This window comes from Rhodosalinus sp. (assembly GCF_041685465.1).
In the GTDB taxonomy this organism is placed as follows: Bacteria; Pseudomonadota; Alphaproteobacteria; order Rhodobacterales; family Rhodobacteraceae; genus Rhodosalinus.
Window position 1 is genome coordinate 1 of the sequence record NZ_JAWLFS010000022.1, and the last position, 20,359, is coordinate 20,359.

The 20,359-nt window shown below is 65.6% G+C and carries 9 protein-coding genes; 2 read left to right on the plus strand and 7 right to left on the minus strand.

The window, feature by feature from the left end:
• Together ACESL7_RS02800 and ACESL7_RS02805 are read left to right on the plus strand one after the other, a co-directional pair.
• The coding region (locus tag ACESL7_RS02800; protein ID WP_372891236.1) for an SGNH/GDSL hydrolase family protein at window positions 1–332 on the plus strand (332 nt) is incomplete at its 5' end.
• A 274-nt stretch (window positions 333–606) separates the two neighbouring features.
• Window positions 607–2,058 carry a phospholipase effector Tle1 domain-containing protein gene (locus ACESL7_RS02805; RefSeq protein ID WP_372891238.1) on the plus strand — a complete coding sequence of 484 codons (1,452 nt, stop codon included), beginning with the start codon at window positions 607–609 and terminating at the stop codon, window positions 2,056–2,058.
• On the opposite strand, the gene ACESL7_RS02810 is transcribed toward ACESL7_RS02805, so the two are convergent.
• The 7 genes from ACESL7_RS02810 to ACESL7_RS02840 form a co-directional block, all read right to left on the minus strand.
• Window positions 2,048–3,196: a hypothetical protein gene (locus tag ACESL7_RS02810; RefSeq protein ID WP_372891240.1), complete on the minus strand. Its 1,149-nt coding sequence runs from the start codon at window positions 3,194–3,196 to the stop codon at window positions 2,048–2,050. The genes ACESL7_RS02805 and ACESL7_RS02810 overlap by 11 nt on opposite strands.
• Window positions 3,197–3,413: 217 nt before the next feature.
• Complete coding sequence (locus tag ACESL7_RS02815; protein WP_372891242.1) at window positions 3,414–4,469, minus strand: IS256 family transposase; 1,056 nt, start codon at window positions 4,467–4,469, stop codon at window positions 3,414–3,416.
• 586 nt (window positions 4,470–5,055) lie between these two features.
• Window positions 5,056–7,503, minus strand: a complete 2,448-nt coding sequence (locus tag ACESL7_RS02820; protein ID WP_372891244.1) for a hypothetical protein — start codon at window positions 7,501–7,503, stop codon at window positions 5,056–5,058.
• Complete coding sequence (locus ACESL7_RS02825; protein WP_372891246.1) at window positions 7,472–11,872, minus strand: DUF6603 domain-containing protein; 4,401 nt, start codon at window positions 11,870–11,872, stop codon at window positions 7,472–7,474. Before ACESL7_RS02825 ends, ACESL7_RS02820 begins: the two co-directional genes overlap by 32 nt.
• Before the next feature lie 40 nt (window positions 11,873–11,912).
• Complete coding sequence (locus ACESL7_RS02830; protein WP_372891248.1) at window positions 11,913–13,988, minus strand: hypothetical protein; 2,076 nt, start codon at window positions 13,986–13,988, stop codon at window positions 11,913–11,915.
• A gap of 16 nt (window positions 13,989–14,004) precedes the next feature.
• Window positions 14,005–15,834: a hypothetical protein gene (locus ACESL7_RS02835; RefSeq protein WP_372891250.1), complete on the minus strand. Its 1,830-nt coding sequence runs from the start codon at window positions 15,832–15,834 to the stop codon at window positions 14,005–14,007.
• 56 nt (window positions 15,835–15,890) lie between these two features.
• Window positions 15,891–20,024 carry a hypothetical protein gene (locus ACESL7_RS02840; protein WP_372891252.1) on the minus strand — a complete coding sequence of 1,378 codons (4,134 nt, stop codon included), beginning with the start codon at window positions 20,022–20,024 and terminating at the stop codon, window positions 15,891–15,893.
• Between the last annotated feature and the right edge of the window lie 335 nt (window positions 20,025–20,359).

Genomic DNA, 20,359 nt, shown 5'->3' on the forward strand with positions numbered 1-20,359 from the left:
CTTCTCATCAAGTTTGTCGCGCTACAGGGACGCAAGGTGCAATTCCGTCGCTGGTCACCGATCTGCGTCGGCGCGGATCGCAGGTGATATGGGCGGATTATTACACCTCTCCGCGGTACGCAGGGACCGTCTGCGAAGCGCCCTACGAGGTGTTCGAAGATCGGCTGCGCCGCATGGCGAATGCCGATGCCGGGGTGACTCTGGTGGACATGGATGACGTTTTCCGGTCTGACGACATCTCACTTTTCGATGCCGATCGGACTCATCCGTCGGTGCAGGGGTCAGCACGCATTGCAGAGCTTGTCTTTCCATTCCTCGAACGCTCGAACTAAGGATGCAGTCGGACGCAACAGATTGAAGTCGCGCCGCATAGGAGAATCCTCTGCGCGTATGGGCCGTTCGCGCCGCTAAAGCAGATGGGCGCAGACAGTACGGGATGTCGTCGGGATGTCGCCTGCCAGCGTTGCACCGGTGGCCGGACGCGTGCAACGCTCGCACCGCGGTACAAGACAGACGGGTCGCGGCGGCATTCGCAGCCGGAGCGGATAGCGCATGCGCTTTTCGGCGGTCACCGAACCGGTCATGGTTAAGGAGGAGCGAACCGGCATGAGCAAGAACATCGTCATTTTCTCGGACGGAACCGCGATGGTCGCCGGTCGCCGTCCGGACGAACTGCGCAGCAATATCTACAAGCTCTACGATGCCGCCCGCATCGGCCCGGACAGCCCGATCGACCCTGCCGATCAGATCGCCTTTTACGAGGCTGGCCTCGGGACCGAGGAAATCGCCGGCCCCGCCTGGCTGCGCCCGATCAGCTACCTCAAGAGGCTTCTCAGCCTTGGGCTCGGCACCGGGCTGATGTCGAATGTCGCGGACATCTACAAGACCATCCTGAAGTACTATGAGCCGGGGGATCGCATCTTTCTCTTCGGTTTCAGCAGGGGGGCCTACACGGCCCGTTGTGTCTGTGGCGTGATGAACCTGTGCGGCGTTCCGACACGGGCGGCGGATGGCTCCGCGCTGCCGCGCGCGGGGCGCGCCCTGCGACGGATCGCCGAGGAGGCCGTCTTCGAAGTCCACGGTCACGGCGCGGGCAGGGACCGCCGCAAGTTCGAGCCCGAGCGGGAGGAACTCGCCCGACGCTTCCGCGAGACCTACGGCGCGCAGGACGACCCGGAAACCAACGTGCGGGGCAATGTCGTGCCCTACTTCGTCGGCGTGTTCGACACCGTCGCATCGCTCGGCGCGTCGGGGGCTAAACGTGCGGCGATCCTCGTCGTGGCTTTCACCGCGCTGGCCGTTGTGTCGCTTCTGGCGGCCGATCTTCTCGACTGGCTCCTGCCGACGGATTACTGGGAATCCTTCGCGGTGATCCTGGTGGTGCTGTCCCTTGCATTCGGGATTTTCAATTTCAAACGGCAATTCCGTCAGATCCGCGACTACCCGCGCACCGGCGAGAGGCGATGGCATCTGGCGCGTTGGCGGTTTCGCGACTACGACATGTTTCTCGACCCCCGCGTCGCGTATGCGCGGCACGCGATCGCGCTCGACGAGGATCGCCGGGACTTTCAGCGGGTCGGATGGGCGCGCGCCGAGGATGTTGCGGCCGCACCGGACGACTGGCTGATCCAGACGTGGTTTGCCGGCAACCATTCCGATATCGGCGGCGGCGCCTATCCCGAGGCCGAGTCGCGCCTGTCCGACATTGCGCTTGACTGGATGGTCGAGCAGGCAACCTCTGTTCCGCATCCGCTGATCGTGCGCCGAGACAGGCTTCAACTCTTCCCCGATCCGCTGGGCGTGCAGCATTGCGCGCGCCGGGAACTGCTGGACGCCTATCCTGACTGGGTTCCGGCCTCGCTGCGCTTCACCTGGCCGCGCGAGGAGCGGCGGGGCGTGTCGGTCGAGGCCTGCCATCCCTCCATCATCGCCCGGGTCACCGGCGAGCCCGTCTACCGCAACGGCGAGCGGATCAGCTACAGGCCGCAACAGCTCAGCGACCGCTCCGGCCTTTCCCACTACTACGACGAGGGCGGCGAGGACACGTCTACAGGATGACCACGGAAATGATCAGCATCGACCAGGACAAGACGGGCCAGAATGCGATCTTCGCGACAAGGTTGTCGCGCCAGAGCAGAGGCCGGTTCCCACTGCCCGGCTCGAGCGAGAACAGGTAGGCGTTGATCGCGGAAAACAGGATCGCGAGATACATCACGAGATAGAAATACTCGATATACACCAACCCGGAGCCGGCGAATGCGTCCCGGACCTGAACATGCGCCAGCAGGACCACGAAAAAGAGGGCGGAGCAGGTTCCGAGAAAGCCGGCGGTGGTAAACCCGAAGCGGGAAGAGCGGTTCTCGTCTCTCGACATCGTCATAAGCGCCGCGAACAGCAAAAGCGCCACGACGAAGAGCGGCACCAGATTGATCACGAACGCACTGATGAACTTCCGTTCCACACCAAGATTGAAATAGAGTTCCGAATGGACGATCGGCTCGGTCGTGGCCCGCGTCGCCATATCGTAGCCGAACAGCGTGTCGTAGGGCACGTCGCGATAGGCGAAATAGCTTTCCGTTATGGACCATTCGCCGCTCACAATATCCTGGTCCAACCCGAATCGTGGGCGATCGGTATCAGCATAACCCGAAAAATCCGGCACCAGCAGGATGTTCTCGTCGTTGTTGAAGTCCGCGGACCAGAGCCGCAACCATACGTTCAGAACATCAATCGGATACCGGCTGTGATCGAAGTACTGGCGCAGGGTGACATCGAAATACCACCCGATCAGCTCGTGCCTGTCCGCACCCCGGACGACCGTCTGGCGAAACTGCTCTTCGATCGTGGTATCGCCCGAATTCACCTCCTCGGGAAAGGTGATGCCTTTTTCGTAGGGGTAATCCGGGGGGTACCGCTGCCAGAGATAGCCGGTGACATTGACGGTCGACGCCGAGACGAACCCTATGGACTGGATGAAAACCCCAGTCGGAACCCGTCGAGGCGCCTCGCCTTGGAATTGCCTGCTCCTGGCCCCGTCTCGTTGGCGATCCACGAACGCGGCGAGGTCGCCGCGATTGTCGATCCGCGTGAACCTGCCGGGATCGGTGGGCTCTTCATCGCTCCACAGCCTTACCATAAAGACAATCGCGATGACGGAAAGAAGAACAGACCCGAGCCAGAGGGTGGTTGTCCGCATTTCGTGCCCCCGGTGGAATGCCCTAATTCCAAGTCGGACCCGCGTCCGCAAGGACAGCAGCGTGCGTTGCTTTCGTATTTCAATCAACCCCTTTTCTCCTGTTCACGGATGGAACGTCCGTTCGTCCGGTTGGCCTTGTCCCTCCAGTAGGCTCCGTCAGCGGATCGAACCGAAAAGATAGAGCAACCCCAGGTCTGGAAATTCGGGCTTTGCCGGGTCAGGCATCCTGGCATTCCCATTTGATGTATGCCTTCGCGTCGGAGGCCCATTTTTCGTCGATCTCGACGAGGACGGCGCTGACGAGCCGCAGCATGGCATCTTCGCTTGGAAAGACGCGGATCTTGACGGTCCTGTGCTTGAGCTCCTGCTGCACCGAGCGCTCGATCGGGTTGGACGTGCGCAGGCGCTTGCGGTGGTGTTCGGGCAGCGTGAACACAGCCAACCCTTCGGGCACGTTCTCTTCCAGCCAGCCTGCCAGCTTCGGCGCGCTGTCGCGATACCCGGCGACGAGGTCGGCAAGCGCGGTCTCGGCCTTGGCCAGATCGTCGGCCGCCCAGATGGTCTTGAGCTGCCGCCCGATGCGCTTGCGGATCTCGGCATTGGGCGCGTGGTGGATGGCGCTGCGGGCCAGGTGGAACTGGCAGCGCTGCCAGGTTGCGCCCCCGAGGACCGCCCGCCGGGCGGCCCGCAGGCCGGCATGGTCGTCGGAGACGACGTAGGTCACGCCGCGCAGCCCCCGCGCCACGAGGCTTTCGAGGAAGCCCCGCCAGTGGACCTCGGCCTCCGACAGGGCCACGGAGATGCCGAGAATGCGCCGACGTTCATCGGGGCCGATCCCGATCGCCGAGAGAACGGCGACATCGCGCACCACGCCGCCATGGCGCATCTTCTCGTATCGTGCATCGAGGAAGAGGTAGCTGATTTCGCCCAGCGGGCGGTCGCGCCACGCCTGCAGTTCTTCGTCCAGCAGCTTGGTCGCCCGGCTGACCTGCGAGGAGGACAAGCTCTCGATCCCGAACTCGGCCATGACGGCATTCTCCATTGTGCTCGAACCATGTGTGGATGTATAGCCCTGCCGCTCGGGCGTGCGCTCGTGGCGCCCGGCACGCAGGAACCGTTCGCGCTCGAGCTCCATCGCCAGCTCAAAGGCGCGCGCGAAAACGCCCGCGATGTGGTTTGGCCCTTGCGCGATCAGCTGTTCCAAGAGGGCCTCAACCGCCGTATCCTTCCGTCCGTCCATTCGCCCTTCTCCATGGCTGGTTTGCAACTCCATGCAATACCTGGATGGGCGGCCATTGCCGGGGCATGCCCCGGCAATGGCCCAGTGCGCCCGAGCAAGAACGAATTTCCAGACCTCACGGTACAGTACCACCGAAAAAGCCCCATGACAGAATGCCGGTGTCGTTGCGAAGCATGTGGAACGTCCCGTGCAACGCCACCGGGCGGGCGTTGCGCAACCGGATCAGGCCACGGCGTCAAGGACGTTGGGCTTCGGTGGCTGATGCAGGGTTTCTTGAACCATTCGCTGAAGCAACTTTCGGCGGTCAGCGGCACGTCGGTGACCGGGGGAGGGGTCATCGGCAGCCTCGTGACCGCACGAGCCGTTGAACGTCTCCCCCCCAGAACATCGCGGGCGGTCGAAGTATCATTCGCCCTGGCCCAGATCGCAGCCCTCGAGGCTGTGGTGAAAAATAGCTCAACAGCGTCCTGCTGGCCTTGTCCGTCCGGCGCATAATCACCCTTTCTCGGGACTTGAAAAGTATGAAACGTGCTCGCAAGCCGTTGTCGGAGAGGGGTTTTCAGAAGCGTGTCGGTCACCCCAGGTCGAAGGGGCGTTTCTGACTGGCCGCGTTCAGGTGCTAAGCCGTCCCGAGCTCAATGACGACCTGATGGCGAGAGATGCGGTAGTGTTCCGCTACCTCGACCCCGGTCGCTGCGGTGCTGAGTGCGAGCCAGAACCCATCCTCCGGCAGGGTCACCACGACGGATCCGCTTTCGTCAAGATGACGATCACCCTGACGTGGCTTGAGATTCTGCGAGCCCCGTCCTTGGCTGGGAACTTGTCCAGGGTTGAACTCCAGGCCGACGGGGTGATCCGGGTTGACCACAGCAGCCATCGTGTGGATGCCCCGCGAGGCGCTGAAATGCGCTGCGCCTCTCAGGAAGGGCGGCCCGGTTTCGCCGGCTGGGTCCGGATCTTGCTGACCCGTGCTCAAGTAGGAGCCCCGCAGGTCTTGCTCGTGTGGGTCTTCGCCTGCCTCGGCCGATGCGTGGCGCCGAGCGAACTCGAAATGCGGGTGCGCCTCGGGCAAGGTGATCTCGATCTGCTCAAACGCGCCCTCGGTCAGCGCCAGCATAACGTCGGGCAGCGGTTTGCGAGGAGTCCCCGCCACGCGGGCCAGCTCGTGCTCCGACCCTCTCTCGCCGGTGTGTCCTGTACTTCTGCGAAAGCGTGGCACCATGTCGGGCCATGTGCTGACCGCTTGCGAACGAAATAGAAAGCCGCTCAGCGCAGGCGCCGCGTCGTCCGGTCGGGAGAGCAGCACTCCCATCCCGTCGATACGGGCAAGCACCGCGAGCCTCTCCAGGACGCGGCTCTCCGCCGTTTCGCAGGGGCAGGATTCCCGGCCGATCGAGAGCGCGCCCTGCAGAAGCCGGTAGACCCAGAAAGGATCGACCGTAAAGCTCCGAAGGCTCGAGACCGGCAGCATCGCCACGACCGGCACGAGATATTCGAACGCAATGCCCTCGAGCCTGGCCAGCTTTGCCAGGAAATTCTCGACCGCGTCGGGCAGTGCTGTGCCCTCGCGTGGCGGTCGGCAGCAAAGATGATCGCTCGATTCCGAGGAGTCGGCGCGCGCCTCGGACTGGACGCAGCAACGCCGCCAGTTCAGCACGGCCTTCCGATAGCGTTCGTCGGCCAGGCCGAGCAGGCGTCCGACCTCCCAGGCCACGGCATAGTCCACGATGTCGAGCCCGGACACGGGGTCGCGGCGGATCAAGGAAGCGGAGCGCGTGATTAGCCGTCCGCGTCGCGTGAAGAAGTCGGTATTATTGATCGTTTCGAGCAGCCTCTCCAGCTGATGGCGGTCGATCCTTCTTTTGGTTCGTCCTTGCGGGTTCGCTCTCAACCACGGGTCCGCGAAGTCCGGTAGCCTGGAATAAACGCCATCCTCGAACCGCGCGAGCGCGCCCGGTTCGAAACACACCACATACGTCTGTGCGTCGCTGCTTTTGCTCTGTCTCTCGGCCTTGGGATGGACCTGCCGGCTGATGACTATGAGGCCGTCCCATGCGGTGAATTCAGGGGGCTCTCCCTCCACCGCGCGCGTGAGGTGGTCGAGGGTGTCGTGTCGATCGAGGCCGCCCACCGGAAGATCGCCCAAGTCTTCCCGCTCGAGCGTATCATGCGGCAGGGTCAGGTTCGGCTTACTTGGTCCAGGGACAAGGGGGCCGCGATACCAGGAGACCGTATCGCCGCCCTGCGCGGTATGGTGTGTTAGCGGCACCCGTCCTTCGGCAAGCCGCGCGGCCGCGATCGTCCGCCATCTCTCCTCGCCTTCCGGTGGAGCGGGCAGGCGCAGCGGCGCGACCGAGAGCTCGCCCTCCTCGAAATTGGCGTGGAAGTCGTTCTTTCCCTCGGTACAGCGGAACCGCCACGTCTTGAGGCAGGGCAAGTCGATGGATTCCTTGGATGTCGCGGCCAAGAGGGCACCGTCGCTCACATCGACGAGGCAAAGCGTGTTCATCCCGCCGGCTTCGGGCAGGCGGTTGGAAAGGATCACCGCATGCTCCATCGGCGCGCCATCACCCTCGACATTGACAACGCGGATATGCGTCAGCCTTGGAAGCTCCTCGAGGGACGGCCCAATATTTTTCCACAGCGCACTGCTCAGGCTCAAACGCTTTATGCGCGCATGGTCTGATCCAGCCTGGTCGGCCTCGATCGTCGACGTCTCGCCAGGCCGCAGTAGCACCAGGGCGAGGCACGGCGGCATCTCGGTCATGCCGTCTGCCTTATCCATCGCCTTCATCCAGGGCAGCATGCTGTTCTTGAGCACGATATGTGGGATGACGTGACCGAAGGCGGCGCTGGCATTCTCCGCCGGATAAAGCGTGACGATATCCTTCGCGGCGAGGCTGCTGTCCACCCCGCCGAGCCAGAAGTTGATGCTATGCTCGGACACAAGCGTCCGGGGGGCGTCATCGCCCTCGATCTTGCCGCTTTGCTCCAACGAGAGCGTGTACTTGCCCGCGGGCAAGTCGGGCCTGTGGCTATTGCGAAGGCGAAAGCCGGCTTGGGTCATCAGGCGGTCTCCCTGGACGGGCTCGCCCCCCGGGGGCCTGGGCGAGCGGGTGGGTTGCCAGGCCCAGAGCGCGCAACATGCTCGCGCGCTCCTGCTTGCTCAAGGGGGCCACGAGCTCGGGCTCAGCAGCCGGATGGAAGCTGGGCGCGCCCCCAAGGATCCGCGCAATCTCCTCCGGCTGTTCGTTGTTCCGCGTGCCGGGGACACGATCCGGATCATCACCCGAGACGGGCCGCTTCACCGTGATCTCGAGCCCGACATTGGCCCCGTCGATCAGCCTGTCGTCGTTGACTTTCGGCGGGACGATGTAGGTCGGCAAATGGGCGGGATCGGGGCTGGGTGTTATCTTCGGCTTGCCCCAGAGCGCGGCCGGAACCGAGCCTTTCACGCAGCGCACATCGAACTTGTCCGCGAATTCGCTTCGGCTTCCGGGGGGGTCGCCCGGCCCCGTGATCGTCAGGCTCAGCGTGCTGTCCCAAGAGCGGCTGCCGCATGGAAAGACACCCGGCACGCTGTGTAGGCGCCTGTTATGCGTACCTTGCAGACTATTGAACGGCACTGCGGTGTCTACGCGCAGCCGCATATCGCGGGGATCGAAGCGCAGCGCCTTGCCCTCGGCCTCGGCAAGCTGTCCTCCCGCGGGCGCGACCGTCAGGATCCGGTCGGGAAGCTGTTCCGACGCGAAATCCTTCCATGAAATCGCCGCGGCGAGCCGTGGGCTGTCGTTGAAAGCGATGTCGAAGGGGAAGTCGTAGCCCCAGAAATACACGTGCACCGTCGCCCGGCCGGCCATGTCCGGACCCCAGAGACGCACGTCCGCCGACGCATCGAGCGAGAGGGAATGTGTCCCGAGGAAGTGGATCGTCACCGTGCCGGTGATATGGACGAAAAGGCGTATGTCGTAGTGGTGCGGCCGCCAGGCGACCAGAAGATCGGCTTCGGCCAGGAAGGAGGCGGTGATGCTGCCCTCCGACCACTCGGCGTCGAGCGATCCGCCCGCCATGACGGCCCCGGCGGTCATCGCGAAATACGCGGTCGCCCTGATCGAGAAATTCTCGGTGACCTGCCAGTCCAGCCCGATCCGTTCGGGGGATGGGAAATGCGCGGGCACATCGAAGTCGGGGTGATACCCGCCCAAGGTCAGGACGAAATCGCCCGCCTTGGGCCCCTTGCGACCCGTGCCCTCCACGGCCCCGAACCACGCATAAAACGCCAGACCGCCCGAGAGCTTGCAATTGCGATCGATGGCGAAGCTGTCGGGCGTCAGGGTGGCTTCGACCGCAAGCTCGCCCTCGGACGGTGTAAAGGTCACCTTCCAGAGCATACGCGCATAGGCAAAGGGACGCTCGCCGGTTTCCTCGGGAGGATTGCGCAGCGTCGACTGGCCGAGCAACATGAAACTCAGCTCCTGATCGCTGCCTTGCTCACCGAACTGGACCAAGAGCAACGCCACGGAATTTACCGTCTTGAAGCTGGTAAACTCTATGCCGGCGGCGACGAAATGGGCGTCGGCGTGGAAAGGCAGGGCCTCGCGAACCGCGTCGAGCGCGACGAGCCGGCTCTCCCGCGAGCGGCCGGGCGGGCTCGCATCGCCCGCCTGATCGACCAGTACGAAATCGTCGACGCGCTTCAACTCCGGTTCTACGACGCTGCGATTGAAGCCGAAGCCGAGCGCGAAGCCCGTGACGAAGAAGAACGCCGGACCGCCGATCGGGTAGTCGACGACCGCGTGCGCAAGAAACGACGACTCGCCTTCGCGCGATTCGAAGAGGCCTATGGCGCTGACGCTCACGGTCCCGGCCTCGGCAATGAGCTCGCCGGCGAAAGCGTGATCGCGCTTGTGCAGTGCCCCGCCGATCTCTATGCCGCCGTGATAGTCGATGCCCAGCCCGTCGATCGAGTAGGTCGGGACGAGATCGCCGAGCGCGGCGCGCACGCTCAGCCCCTCGAGCGAGACGGTCAGCCCGGCCAACTGCAGGCTGGCGTCGAGCAGAGCCTCGATCTCGCTCGGCTTGCCGTCGCCCGGTCGGTGCAGCGCGAGGCCGACGCGCCGGATATAGACTGGGCCGTCACTGCCGCGCTGCACGTCGATCCATTGCGCCCCGTCGTCGAGTGCGGCTGCATCGGGCGCGTCGTCCGATTTTTTGTCTGTGTTCGCGAGGTCGTCTCTCGCAAGCCCGTCGGTGCCGCCGGGGGACGCTTGATCCTGACCCCCGGGAGCTGTGTCGACGGACAGGATCTCGTCACCGATCTGAAGCACGGGATGGATGTTGAAGCCGTTACCGAGGCCTTCGGGCGGATGGAAGCCGGCCTCGGACGCGAGCGCGCCGAGGGTTCGGATCGCCTCGTCGCTCCCGGACCCGGCGACATACGAGATCTTGACCCGCAGACGCATCGGATCGGGTCCCGGCAGGCCGAGCGCGCCGAGGATCGGCAGATCCGGCAGCTCGAAACGGGCAAGGTCGAGCCCGCCCTCGACATCGGCGCTAAGCAGAGTGTCACTGGCCCCCGCACCATCGGTCCACAGCGTCGCGAGCATCGCCTCGCGCACCACGATGTCCAGCTCGCCGATGCCCTCTCCGAGATCGAGTGCGCCGGCGAGCGCACCCACGCTCTGGGTCTCGTCGCCGGCGGGGCCTGACTGAACCCGGTAGCCCGCGAGCAGAGCCGTTCGCTGATCGTCGCGGGAAATCAGCAGGTCGAGTTCCCACGGATCGGTTTGGTCGCCGACGGCAAGCACACCCTGGAACTGGCCCACATAGCCCTCGTCGGACCTGCGCAGGTCGACCTGCACGCGGGCGTCGATCCTGGTCTCCGGGGAGCCGCCAAGGCAGGAAGCGGGCAACTCGACGTCGAGATCGAGACAGACGTGCCTCGTCCCGGTCTCGATCAACGCGCCGAATTCGTTGACTTGCAGCCCCCTCAGCGGCTCGGGCAATGCAACGCCGAAGCCCGACGTCAGAAAATCGGACAGGCGGTCCGCGTCCGGCGCGTCCGTGGGGATGATCGTACCGCCCTCGTCATAATCCGGGTCGCTCTGCGGATCGGGCTCCCGGTCGAAGGTCGAGACGTCTTCCCGACGCCACCGCCCCTCGAGGGCGATCCCCCCCTCAGAACCGAAATAACCGGCCGAGAGGTCGACGCGCGCACCGGCAACCCGCACTTGGCCCGCCACCTCGGCGTAAAAGCGGCCGTCAGCCGTGCTGCCGCCGACATGCAGGGTGGCCTCGCTCAACATCATGTCGCCGGGAAGCTGGAGCAGCGGCGCGCGCGTGGGCCGAAGCGCCAGCGGGTCGGGTGTCAGCGGGTCGGCGAGCATGCCATCGAGGCCGGGGGCCGGGGTCTCCCGATACCCGCCGAGAAGCGTGAGCGCCAGCGCGTAGGTCCCGGTTTCACTGATGTAGTTGAAGCGGCCGTCGCTGATCCGCGGGCCACGACCGGGATCGCGTTCCGCGTCGGCGCTCAAGCCCGAGCCGTCGAGGCCGAAGGCCCGGCCGAAATCGGACAGGGCGACTTCGCTCTCCAGCCACCCCCTGACGCTCACCTGCGAAAATGGCGTCGGTGTCGCCTCGTGCGGCGTCGCGGCGGTCTCGAACGCCTCCTTCAGCGCGTAATGCGTCGGTGGCGGCTCAAGCAGGTCGTCAAGGTCGTCGTCATTATCGGATCCGGCGTCCACCGGGTCGGGAAGACAGGCGACGAGGTCCTCGGCCATCTTGCTACGGGCCTCTGGCGCTGGCTCCGGCAGTCTGCGCAGGAGCGTCGCGTCCCGCGCCTCGATACGCGCCTGCACGCGGGCCGCGCCGAGCGCCATCGCGCCCGACGCGGTGAGCTCGATCTCGGCGCGCTCGCCGTCGAAAGGATACGAGACGATCAGCTCGAGCGCGAGCTGGTCGACTCCGAGGATATCCGGGACGATCTCGAAATGTCCGGCGCCAACCGGCTCGAGCCGCGCCATGACGCCGGCGAGCGCCATGTCCTCGTCGAACCTGATCCCGAGGCTCCTGAGCCTCGCGCCGCCACTGCCGAGCCAGTCGGGCAGGTCGGGCCTCGTGTCGCCGAAGAGTTCGGCGAAGGCGCCGAGGATGTCGTCGAGGCCGAGGCCGTCCTCGCCCAGATTGGCGAGCGCGATGATCTCGAGCAGGGCGCCCGGTTCCGCCTCGTCGGGCAATTCGGTCTCACCGTCCGCCTCTGGCGCGGGATCGTCCGTGTCGGTGGTTTCGTCGTCCTTGTCGGATTGCTTCTGGCGGTTGACCTTGAGGCAGAGCGTGATCTCGTGGTCTCCGAGCCGAAGACCGATTTCCTGATCGGAGTCCGGCGCCTCTCCCAGCGCGCCGCCAAGATCGCCGAAACTTCTGATTACATCGCTCATAGGGTATATCGCTTTCTGTCGGCCAGGACGGGATCGCCGGTCATCGCTTCGCGTGCCTCTTCACGATCCTGCGCGTGCGGCGGCGCGCCCCCGCGGTGAAGCCCCATTTATTGTTGCGCTTGTCGAAGAGGCGATAGCGGCCGCTGCCTTGCGGCGTGCCGAGCGGCACGTTGAAGATATCGAGGATGTCCCGCGCGAGTTCGCGCTGCACGATCCGATAATCCAGCTTCTTTCGTTCCTTTTCCAGCGCGTCCAGCTTGTCGTGAGCTTTGACGGCGTCGTCTTTTTCCCACGCCTCGCGGATCTCTCTGCGGAGTTTTTCGGTCGTGCTAAAATAGTCGGTGGTCGATCGGTCGAGTGCTGCTTTGTCACTGTCTTCCACGCCGCGCAGGCTCAGAATGGCGATGACGCGATCGGTGAACTCGCCGATCGATTTCGGCTTGCCCTTCTCGTAGCGCTTCTCGCGGCGCTTCTTCTTTGTGAAATGGCGCCAGCTCGTCCATGCGACGACGCCGAGGCCGAGCACGGCGCCGCCCGCCAGAAGGGTCCAGCCGACCGGGTTCCAGATATTGGCCACGGCGGTCGCCGCGAGGACGATGCCGATGGTGGATCCGGTGGCGCCGACGACGCCGGCGGCGGTAGTCGTCCACTGCTTGGCGGTGCGCCGGCCCATCTTGCCCAGGATGTACCCGAGCAGGCGGTCGAGCTCCTCGTATCCCTCCGTGGCCGCGTCGTCGCCGGCGTCCCTGGCCTCCTCGTTGAGCACGGCCCGCAGGCCGACGAGGCGGACATACCGCCGTCCGCTGTGCGTCGCCTTGCGCCCGGTGCGCAGCGCGTTGGCATATCCGATCGCGGGACCGACCACATCGTTGAGCTGAAGCAGCGCGCTGGGAACATTGTCGGCGCCTTGGACGACGGTGTAGAGCGTCTCGGCGAGCGAGGAGACGCCGTGGCCCAACTTGGCGAGATTGTCGACGAGATTGCCGGCCGTCTGGTTCAGCTCGCCGCGGTCGGCTTCGACGTCCATGGTCGCGATCGTGTGGATGTCGACAATCACCGCGACCAGCGTTCCGGCATTCTCGATCCCGGATTGCGTCAGGCCGCGCGTCAGCTCGGCGATCTTGTCCTCTGGAATGACGCCCTCGGATGTAAGGGTGCCAATATAGCCGAGCGGCGCCGTGGTGCCGGGTGTCGCCGAGGGCACCGCCTCGTCCAGGATCGCGTGCGCCAGCCCGATCGCTTTCTGCCCTCTTTCTTTGCTCTTGTCGCCGGCGTGGATCTTCGCGGCTTGTTTTTTAAGTTTCTCGACCAATTCCTCGATGTCGAGATCGTAATCTGTAAGTGCCCGGTCGAACTTCGTGTAATCGCGCTTCACGAGATATTCGAGATCCTTGGCCTTGTAATCGGTGGTTTTCTCGGACCCGCCCTTGTTTTGCACCATCACCCATTGGTGCGATGTCGGATAGATGTCCGAGGAGACGGGCCCGCGGATCAACGTAAAGCTGTAGCTTGTCGCGAAGTCGCTAAGGTCCTGGTTGGTGCTCTTGAACTCGTCCCAGGTCTCCTGGTCGATGAGGGGCCGCGCGGCGATGAGCGCCCCTTCACTTCCGAGGATATCGTCGAGCCAAGCATAAGCGTGGTCACGTTTTTTCGCGACGCCGGGGCCGTGCTGCTCGGGCTCGCCGGGCTTGCGGGTGCGCCCCCGCGCAAGCAGCGGCATCCACATCTTGTCGCCGTTTTCCGCGCGCGTGCGCAAATACACCTCGCCGCTTTTGCCAAGCAGCTCTTTGGAGATGTAATGCGCGGCATCGACCTTGCCGCTGGTATCGTTGACGATCAGGTCGCCTTCCCGGCCGCGGCGTTTCGTGATCCTCGAGCCTTTGTCCGGATTATCCTTTCGCTCGGGGATCTTTCCGCCGCCGACGAGGTCGAAATTGCGCCCCTTGTCGTAAGGGCGCTCGGGAAAGGGGGCGCCGTGCTTGGGCTTGGGATAGGTGCGCCGCCAGTACAGGGTGAAGCTGCCGGGCCGCTTGTACAGCTTCCAGATCTCGAAGCTGCGCTCCTCTCCGGGCTGCGCCGTGTCGGTCTGGCCCGGCTTGGAGCCAGCCTTCGACATGCTCTTGTCCTTCGCCTTAGTCGGCATCGGGGTAGAGCTCGCTTGAATCCTGGATGTCAAGCAAATCCATTTTGAAGCGGTCGAAGAAAAGGAGAAGTCCTTGGTTCTTCCAGGACCCCGTCATGTAGATCGCGTTCCCGAACTCTCTGTCATCGAACTCCAGGCGGCCGCGGACGTAATCCACGGTCAGGTTGAGAAAGTGGCCGCCCTTCCTCTGTCGCTTGAGCGAATCGAGCTTGGGCTCCGTCAGCGCGTCGAAGTCGAAGGCGTGGCCGCAGGCGTGGAGCTGCGCGCCCAGGTTGGAGGGCATCCCGCCGCCGAGGTTGACGCCGAACTCGATCGGCGGTGGGTTCGTATGCATCAGGGAGGAGCTGTGTGGCGGGTTTACCAGCAGGACGCCGTCGATGTGGAGCCCTGCACTCTTCCATCCCTGCCCGCCGATCTTATCCGGAGGGTAGACGTCGAAGAAAGGCCCTGGAACGCCCGGGATGGTCGCGAAAAGCGGCGGCGCCTCCGGATCGGCCCGCTCCTGGCTGAACCTCCAGGCTGGAACGTCCGGGATCTTGAAGAAGTGACGTACCGGCTTCGTCGCCTTTTTCGGCTTCGCGGGTTCGGGCCGCGGCGGGCCGGTGTACTCGCCGCCCTCGCGCAGATGCTTCTCGACGGCGTGCAGCCGGCGGAGCACGTCGAGGTAACCTTCCGGGTTGGGGGGGCGGCGTTCGAGAGCCAGGTCGATGACGCCGCGTGGTGCCCCCTCGATGTTGGCGTATTCGAGCCAAATCGGCACAGCCTGATCGAAATGAGCAACCCGCCCGGTTGCCGTGCGGTCGAGATGCTCGGGGAGCTTGGCCCGACGCATCTTCGGGGTAGTTCTGATCACGTTCGGGATATTTCTGATCACGAAATACACCGTCGGACCGTTCGGCACGGACCCGCCGCTATCCAGATCCATCTCGACATGCGCGAGGGCGGCGTCCTCGGGATCTGGCTCCGGGCGGTAGATCATCGAGGCTTTCTCGTCGGTTCGGACGAAGCCGACCTCGATCCCGTCGAGCGCGTCCCGAGGACAGAGCGCCCAAGGCTCCTCGCCGACATGAAAACTCAGCCGCAGCTGGGGTCGTGCCCCGCGGGCTTCCCGGATCTCGCGGCGGTCGCGGAACTCGAGCGCGATGATGGCCGTGCTCTTGTCGTGTTCGGGGTCAAGCTGGCGCCCCGAGGCGAAGAAGGCCCGGAGCGGCGACGCCGGCGGCTGCGCCCGTTCGAGGATTTGCAGGGTCTGGATCGCTTCGCCGCTGATCGCGGCCTCGTCGTCCTCGAGCGCAAGATGATCGTGGTGCAGCCGCACCCGGGTGAGGCGCGGCCCGCCCTCCGGCGCGGCGCTGAGGCCGTAGAGGCGGAGCTGTCGCCGCTCGCCCGGCGCGACGGGCTCGATGTCGTACTGCCATGGGCCGATCCCGATACGGACCGCCACGCCGGGGTCGTTGGCCTCCAGCAGCGTGACCCTCCACGTTCGGTGGCGGACCTCCGGGCCCAGCAGCCAGCGTTCCAGATGATCGCCGTGCAGCATCGCGAGGCTTTCCTCAGAGAGGACGCCATGGCGAAATTCGAGCGACAGGGTCGGCGACCCCCGTGGCCCCATCAGGAACCTTACCGGTCTGTCGGTCGTGTTGGTCATCTCGATCGTAAGCGGTGGCGGCGGCATCCTTTCGCCGATTGCCAGTACCGGTCGGTCCGCCTCATCGACGAGCCGCAGCTTGACCGGCGGCTCGGCGCGGCGCGCGGCGGCAGGGTCGGGCCCGCTCGCACCCGGCAGGCCACTAACCCCTCCGCCTTGATCGGCCGGCATCGAGCCTCCGTGGCCCACTTGTTCCGATGCTCCGCCCCGCGGTGCTTGGCCCTTGCTCATCGCTCGTCCTCCTCGCCCTCGTTGTTCAAAAGGAGCCAGCCTTCGCAAAGGCGCTGGCGTCCGCCCCAATCCTTCGCGCCCGCCGGGGATCGCGGCGTCGTCACCACCTTGCGGTCGCCGGCCTCGGTCGACGCCCAGAGCCAGCTATGCCCCGGCACGCGAGGCAGCGGGATGCGTGGCTCGGCGAAACGGCTCAGGATCGGCCCCACAGCGAAGCCCGTCTCGATCCGGTTGAGCCCGGCGGCGTAGTGTTCGCTCGCGAGGGTCAGGCGGCTGACCGGCAGCAGGCCGCTCGCGGCGTGGATGGTGCCGTAGGGGTCGAACAACATCGTGGCCGTCCGCGGACCGCCGTCCGGCGTGAGCGAAAGGTGGCGTTCGGCCTCGTCGAACCGTCCGGGTCCGAGCCGCGTGCGCCCGTCCTCGGTCGCCGTCTCTTCCCAGAAGGCCACCAGCCCGTCGTCGCGCAGTCCGAAATCGCCGAGGCGGACGGACACTGTGACCGAGGCAACGCCGTCCGTCTCGCGCCGTGGCGCCGTGGTGTCGGAGGCCTCCGCCGCGGCCGCGAGTGTACGTTCGAAGGCGCGCCAGCCCTGATGCGTCGCGAGCTCGCCCTTGACCTCGAGCGCGAGCCTTGCACGCGCCACGACCAGCGGCCGCCCCGCGAGGAACGCCGGTGCCGCATCATCCGCGTGGCCGCCCGGCCGTGACGCCCGAAGGTGGCTCTCGATCCGGGCGTGCATGGCTTCGCTCGAATGAGCGAGAAAGTATTGAACGACACGCCGCAACGCCGGATCGACGATCTCGCTCAACGCCACACCGTCTCGACCGGGCGGCGGACGCCAATGCCCGTCGATGTCGGCCACCCCCATCGGCCTCCCGCGCGCGTCGTAGACGGCGAGAGTGCAATCCAGATGGTTGTGCAACACGAACCCGGCGACCGGTGAGCTCGCCGGTGCTTTACTGGTCTCGGCCTCGTCCGCCATCCCGGTAGCGCTGGCGGCGGCGAGCCACCGGACCTCGAGACGCGCGGGCTGTGCGAGACGCGGCCTGAGGCGCAACGCGCCCGGCGCGTCCGGATCGGGGTCGATAATGCCCGTTGGCCCGCGCACCGAACCGCCGGAGAACGACAGGTCGCGGACCCGCCCGAAACAATCGACGAGGCGCAGGGCGCTCAAAGTGAGGCGCCCGGCGCGGAGAGGGTTGAACATTCCCGCCGGTGCGGGCGCGCTGACGCCCTGACGGCCTACGGTTTCGCGCACCCGCGCCGCGAGCCGACGTTCGGAGTCGAAGCCGAGCGGTATGCCAACCGGCAACTGCATCGTGCTACGCCGCATCAGAAGAGTATCGTGGAAACCGCCGAGCTTGACGCTCAGCAGCCGCTCGCTTGCGTGATGATCAAGGCGGGCACGCAAGTCTCTCAGCCTTGTCGCGAGCGGGTCGGATCTCGCGCTTGCGGGGGCGCTCTGCTCGAACCATGCGATAAGGGCGCCGAGGCCGTCAGGCTCCGCCGGGTTCATCTCTTCCGACGCTTGTGCGGGCGCGTCCGCGGAGTGATCCGTCCTGCGTTTCAGCTCGGCGAGCCGGCGACCGAGCACCGCATCGAGCTTGTCGCCGAGAAGCTGCTCGGTGTCCGCGCTCAGCAGCGACCGACCCGCGATGCGATGCGCCCGCCGGCTCAGCACGCCGGGCGCGTTATCGCGTGGAACGAGATCCATCCCGTCGGGATCGTTGACGAAATTCGCTTCGAGAAAGTCGGAGCCGTGGGCTTCCTCGCGGGTATGGCCGGCCTCTTCGAGGCGCCGCGACTCCGCCTGCCATTCGAACAGGAACGGGCGCCAGAGTGCGGGGTCGGCGCGGTGGATGCCCGGCCCGTCGTCAGCCTCGATCGCGTCGACGGCGGCGTCGAGCGCGTCCGGCACGTTAGGTGGAGCGTCGACGAGCGCGACCGGGAAACAGGCTACCCTTGCGTGCGGCGTCTCGTGCGGCGCGCTGCCGAGATCGACTCCCGAAATCACCATGACCGGGTCATGGGGTCGCCAGTAGCGCTCCTCCGGCGTGGCCGCGATCGCAAGCCGCGCCTTGCCTTTCGCCTCCGCCTCGCGCAGCGTGGCGCTCAGCGAAGCGAACGCGTGGTCGCGCGTCGCTTCGCAGGCCTTGATGTGCGCGCGCGCCGCCTCGACTGCGGGCAGGCTGTGGCGCTCTATGAAACGGCGGATCGTGTCTGCCGCGATATTGCCCATGCCGGCCTCCGGCGGGTCGAAGGCCACCGTTCGATCGAGGTACTTCTGCCAATCGGCGAAGAGCTCGCTCTGCTTGGAGTCGCGCGCCTCGATCGCGCGGTTGAGCGCCGCCTGGGCCCGGTTGAGCCGGTCGAGCGGCGCAGTCGCCTCACGCGGCACCATGTCCTCGGCCGCCGGTTCGAGATACCCTTCGCTCTGGTCTGCATCGGGCATCGTGACCATCCACCGGCTGCCGGAGGCGACTGACTGGAAGGCGTTGCGGTGACGCGCGGCGCGGAAATGGAACAGAAGGTCGTTGGCCTTGCCGTCGAGGTGGCCCGAAAGGTGGAGCGACTCGAGCTGTTCCTCGACCGTGAGGATCGCGTCGGCGTCGTCTTCCATGGCGCCGGCGAAGAATGCCGAGACCGCCTCGCTCGCGGTATTGCCGAATGCGACGGTAACGGACCGCTGGCGATCGGGGGCGGAGGTGCTCTCGCCGTCGGTATCGGAGAGGCGGAGCCGGGCATAGGCGAGCGTCCGCTCGGGCAGGGGGCCGTCGCTTTCATCCGGGTCGACGGTCCAGCCGAGCGCCTCGCCGAGGGCCTCGTACCCCAGCCTGTGCCAGTGCACGGTCGCGGCGGCGCCGTCGCGGCGGCTCAACCCGACACGCCGCGCGCGATCTTCGATCTGGTCGGCCAGATCGGGGCCGTTCAACAGATCGTCGGCCGGATCGTCGTGCCAGCCGACCACGTCGTAGCTGAGCGCGCCGCGCTCCGCTCCGCTCATGTCCGCGGTTTCGGCATCGTGAAAACCGAACACGCTGTGGCAGCTGGGATAAAAGGCGGCGAAGCTCGGCTCGCCGTAGCCGAGGGCGGTCAGCGCCACGTGCCGGTCATGGCTCTCCGCCTCATCGTCGCGCGCGAGCCACTCATGGAGAGCGCGCACCCGCCCGAGCCGCGTGAAGGGGGGCTCGTGCTGGGTCTCAGGGTCGTTGGGAAAGCTGATAGTGTGCGCCGCGCCGGGCTCGTCCTTGTCACGGATGACATCACTTTCGACCAGCCATCGGCGCTCGGGCTGGTCGTCGCGGCGCCGCGTCACCAGCCATCGATTCGGCACCAGCGGGAAGCGCGCACCGGGATCATAGACATGCAGCGTCGTCCGCGCCGACACCCCGTGGCCGTCGCTCGCCGGCTCGTAGCGCTCTGCAAGGCGGAGGCGATAGGCCGCAGCATCGCCCTGCTGACGCACGCGCCAGCGCCCGGGTGTGTTGCCGTGTTCGAGACAGGCATCGGCGTGCAGCGCGTGCCCCTCCTTTGCGAACCGCGCGCGCAGCCCACCCGGCAACACCATCCGGTCGATTGACCCGCGCTCCTCCTCATCGAGATCGTAATCGAACAGCACCCTGTGGCTGCCGCCGCGACGATGGGCGCCAGGCAGGGTCCAGTGGAGGTGAACGCCGGGCGATAGGGTCATGGTCAGGTTGCGAAACGGCTGCGACTCGACCTCGTCGCCGATGTAGGGCGTGTCGGGGGCGACGTCCGCGCCGCTCGGCGTCGTGTGCGGCAGGCGTGTGAACTCCGCCAGCGGGCCGGCTACCACGGTCGGGGCGTCGAGCACGAGCGCGTGCAGCCCCATCGGCACCATCAGCGCACGCTCGGCAACGACCACGCGCAGCTGTTCCGTCCAGAAGTGCCCGGCGCCTGCATTGAGCTCGAATTCGAGTGTCTCGTCGCGCATTGGGTCGCGCGGAACATTGAAGATTCCATCGTCGTCAATCCAGGCGCTGCTCTGGCTCAAGAGGCGGAACGGAGGGCCGTGTCGAATTTTCGATTGCAGGATTGGGACGAAGCAGTCGAGCCGGAACCGCGCGAGCCCTCTGCCCGCCGTGATCTCCAGCGGCTCGGGCTTCACGCTTAGAATGCTGAACCCCTCAGGCGGCATTAGGGCGGCCTATTATATATGGGCAGGCCCGGCTGCCCATCGACGATTCACTTCCTATTATCCTGGGGCGCAGTGCTAAAATCCAAAAATACATAAGAATATCGTAACAAGCGGAAGCAAAAACGCCAAAATGTTTTTGAGGTCATAGGAGAATTTTTCACGGCCCGAAGCAAGAGCAGCGGCCAGGTCAGCCGCTCTGTTCGGCTTTGATGATGTGACCGCCCCCCGACGGCATCAATGTGCCAAGGTGGGTCTATGATGATCCAAAAAGGAGGACGGTCATGTCGGAGATTATCACGGTCGGG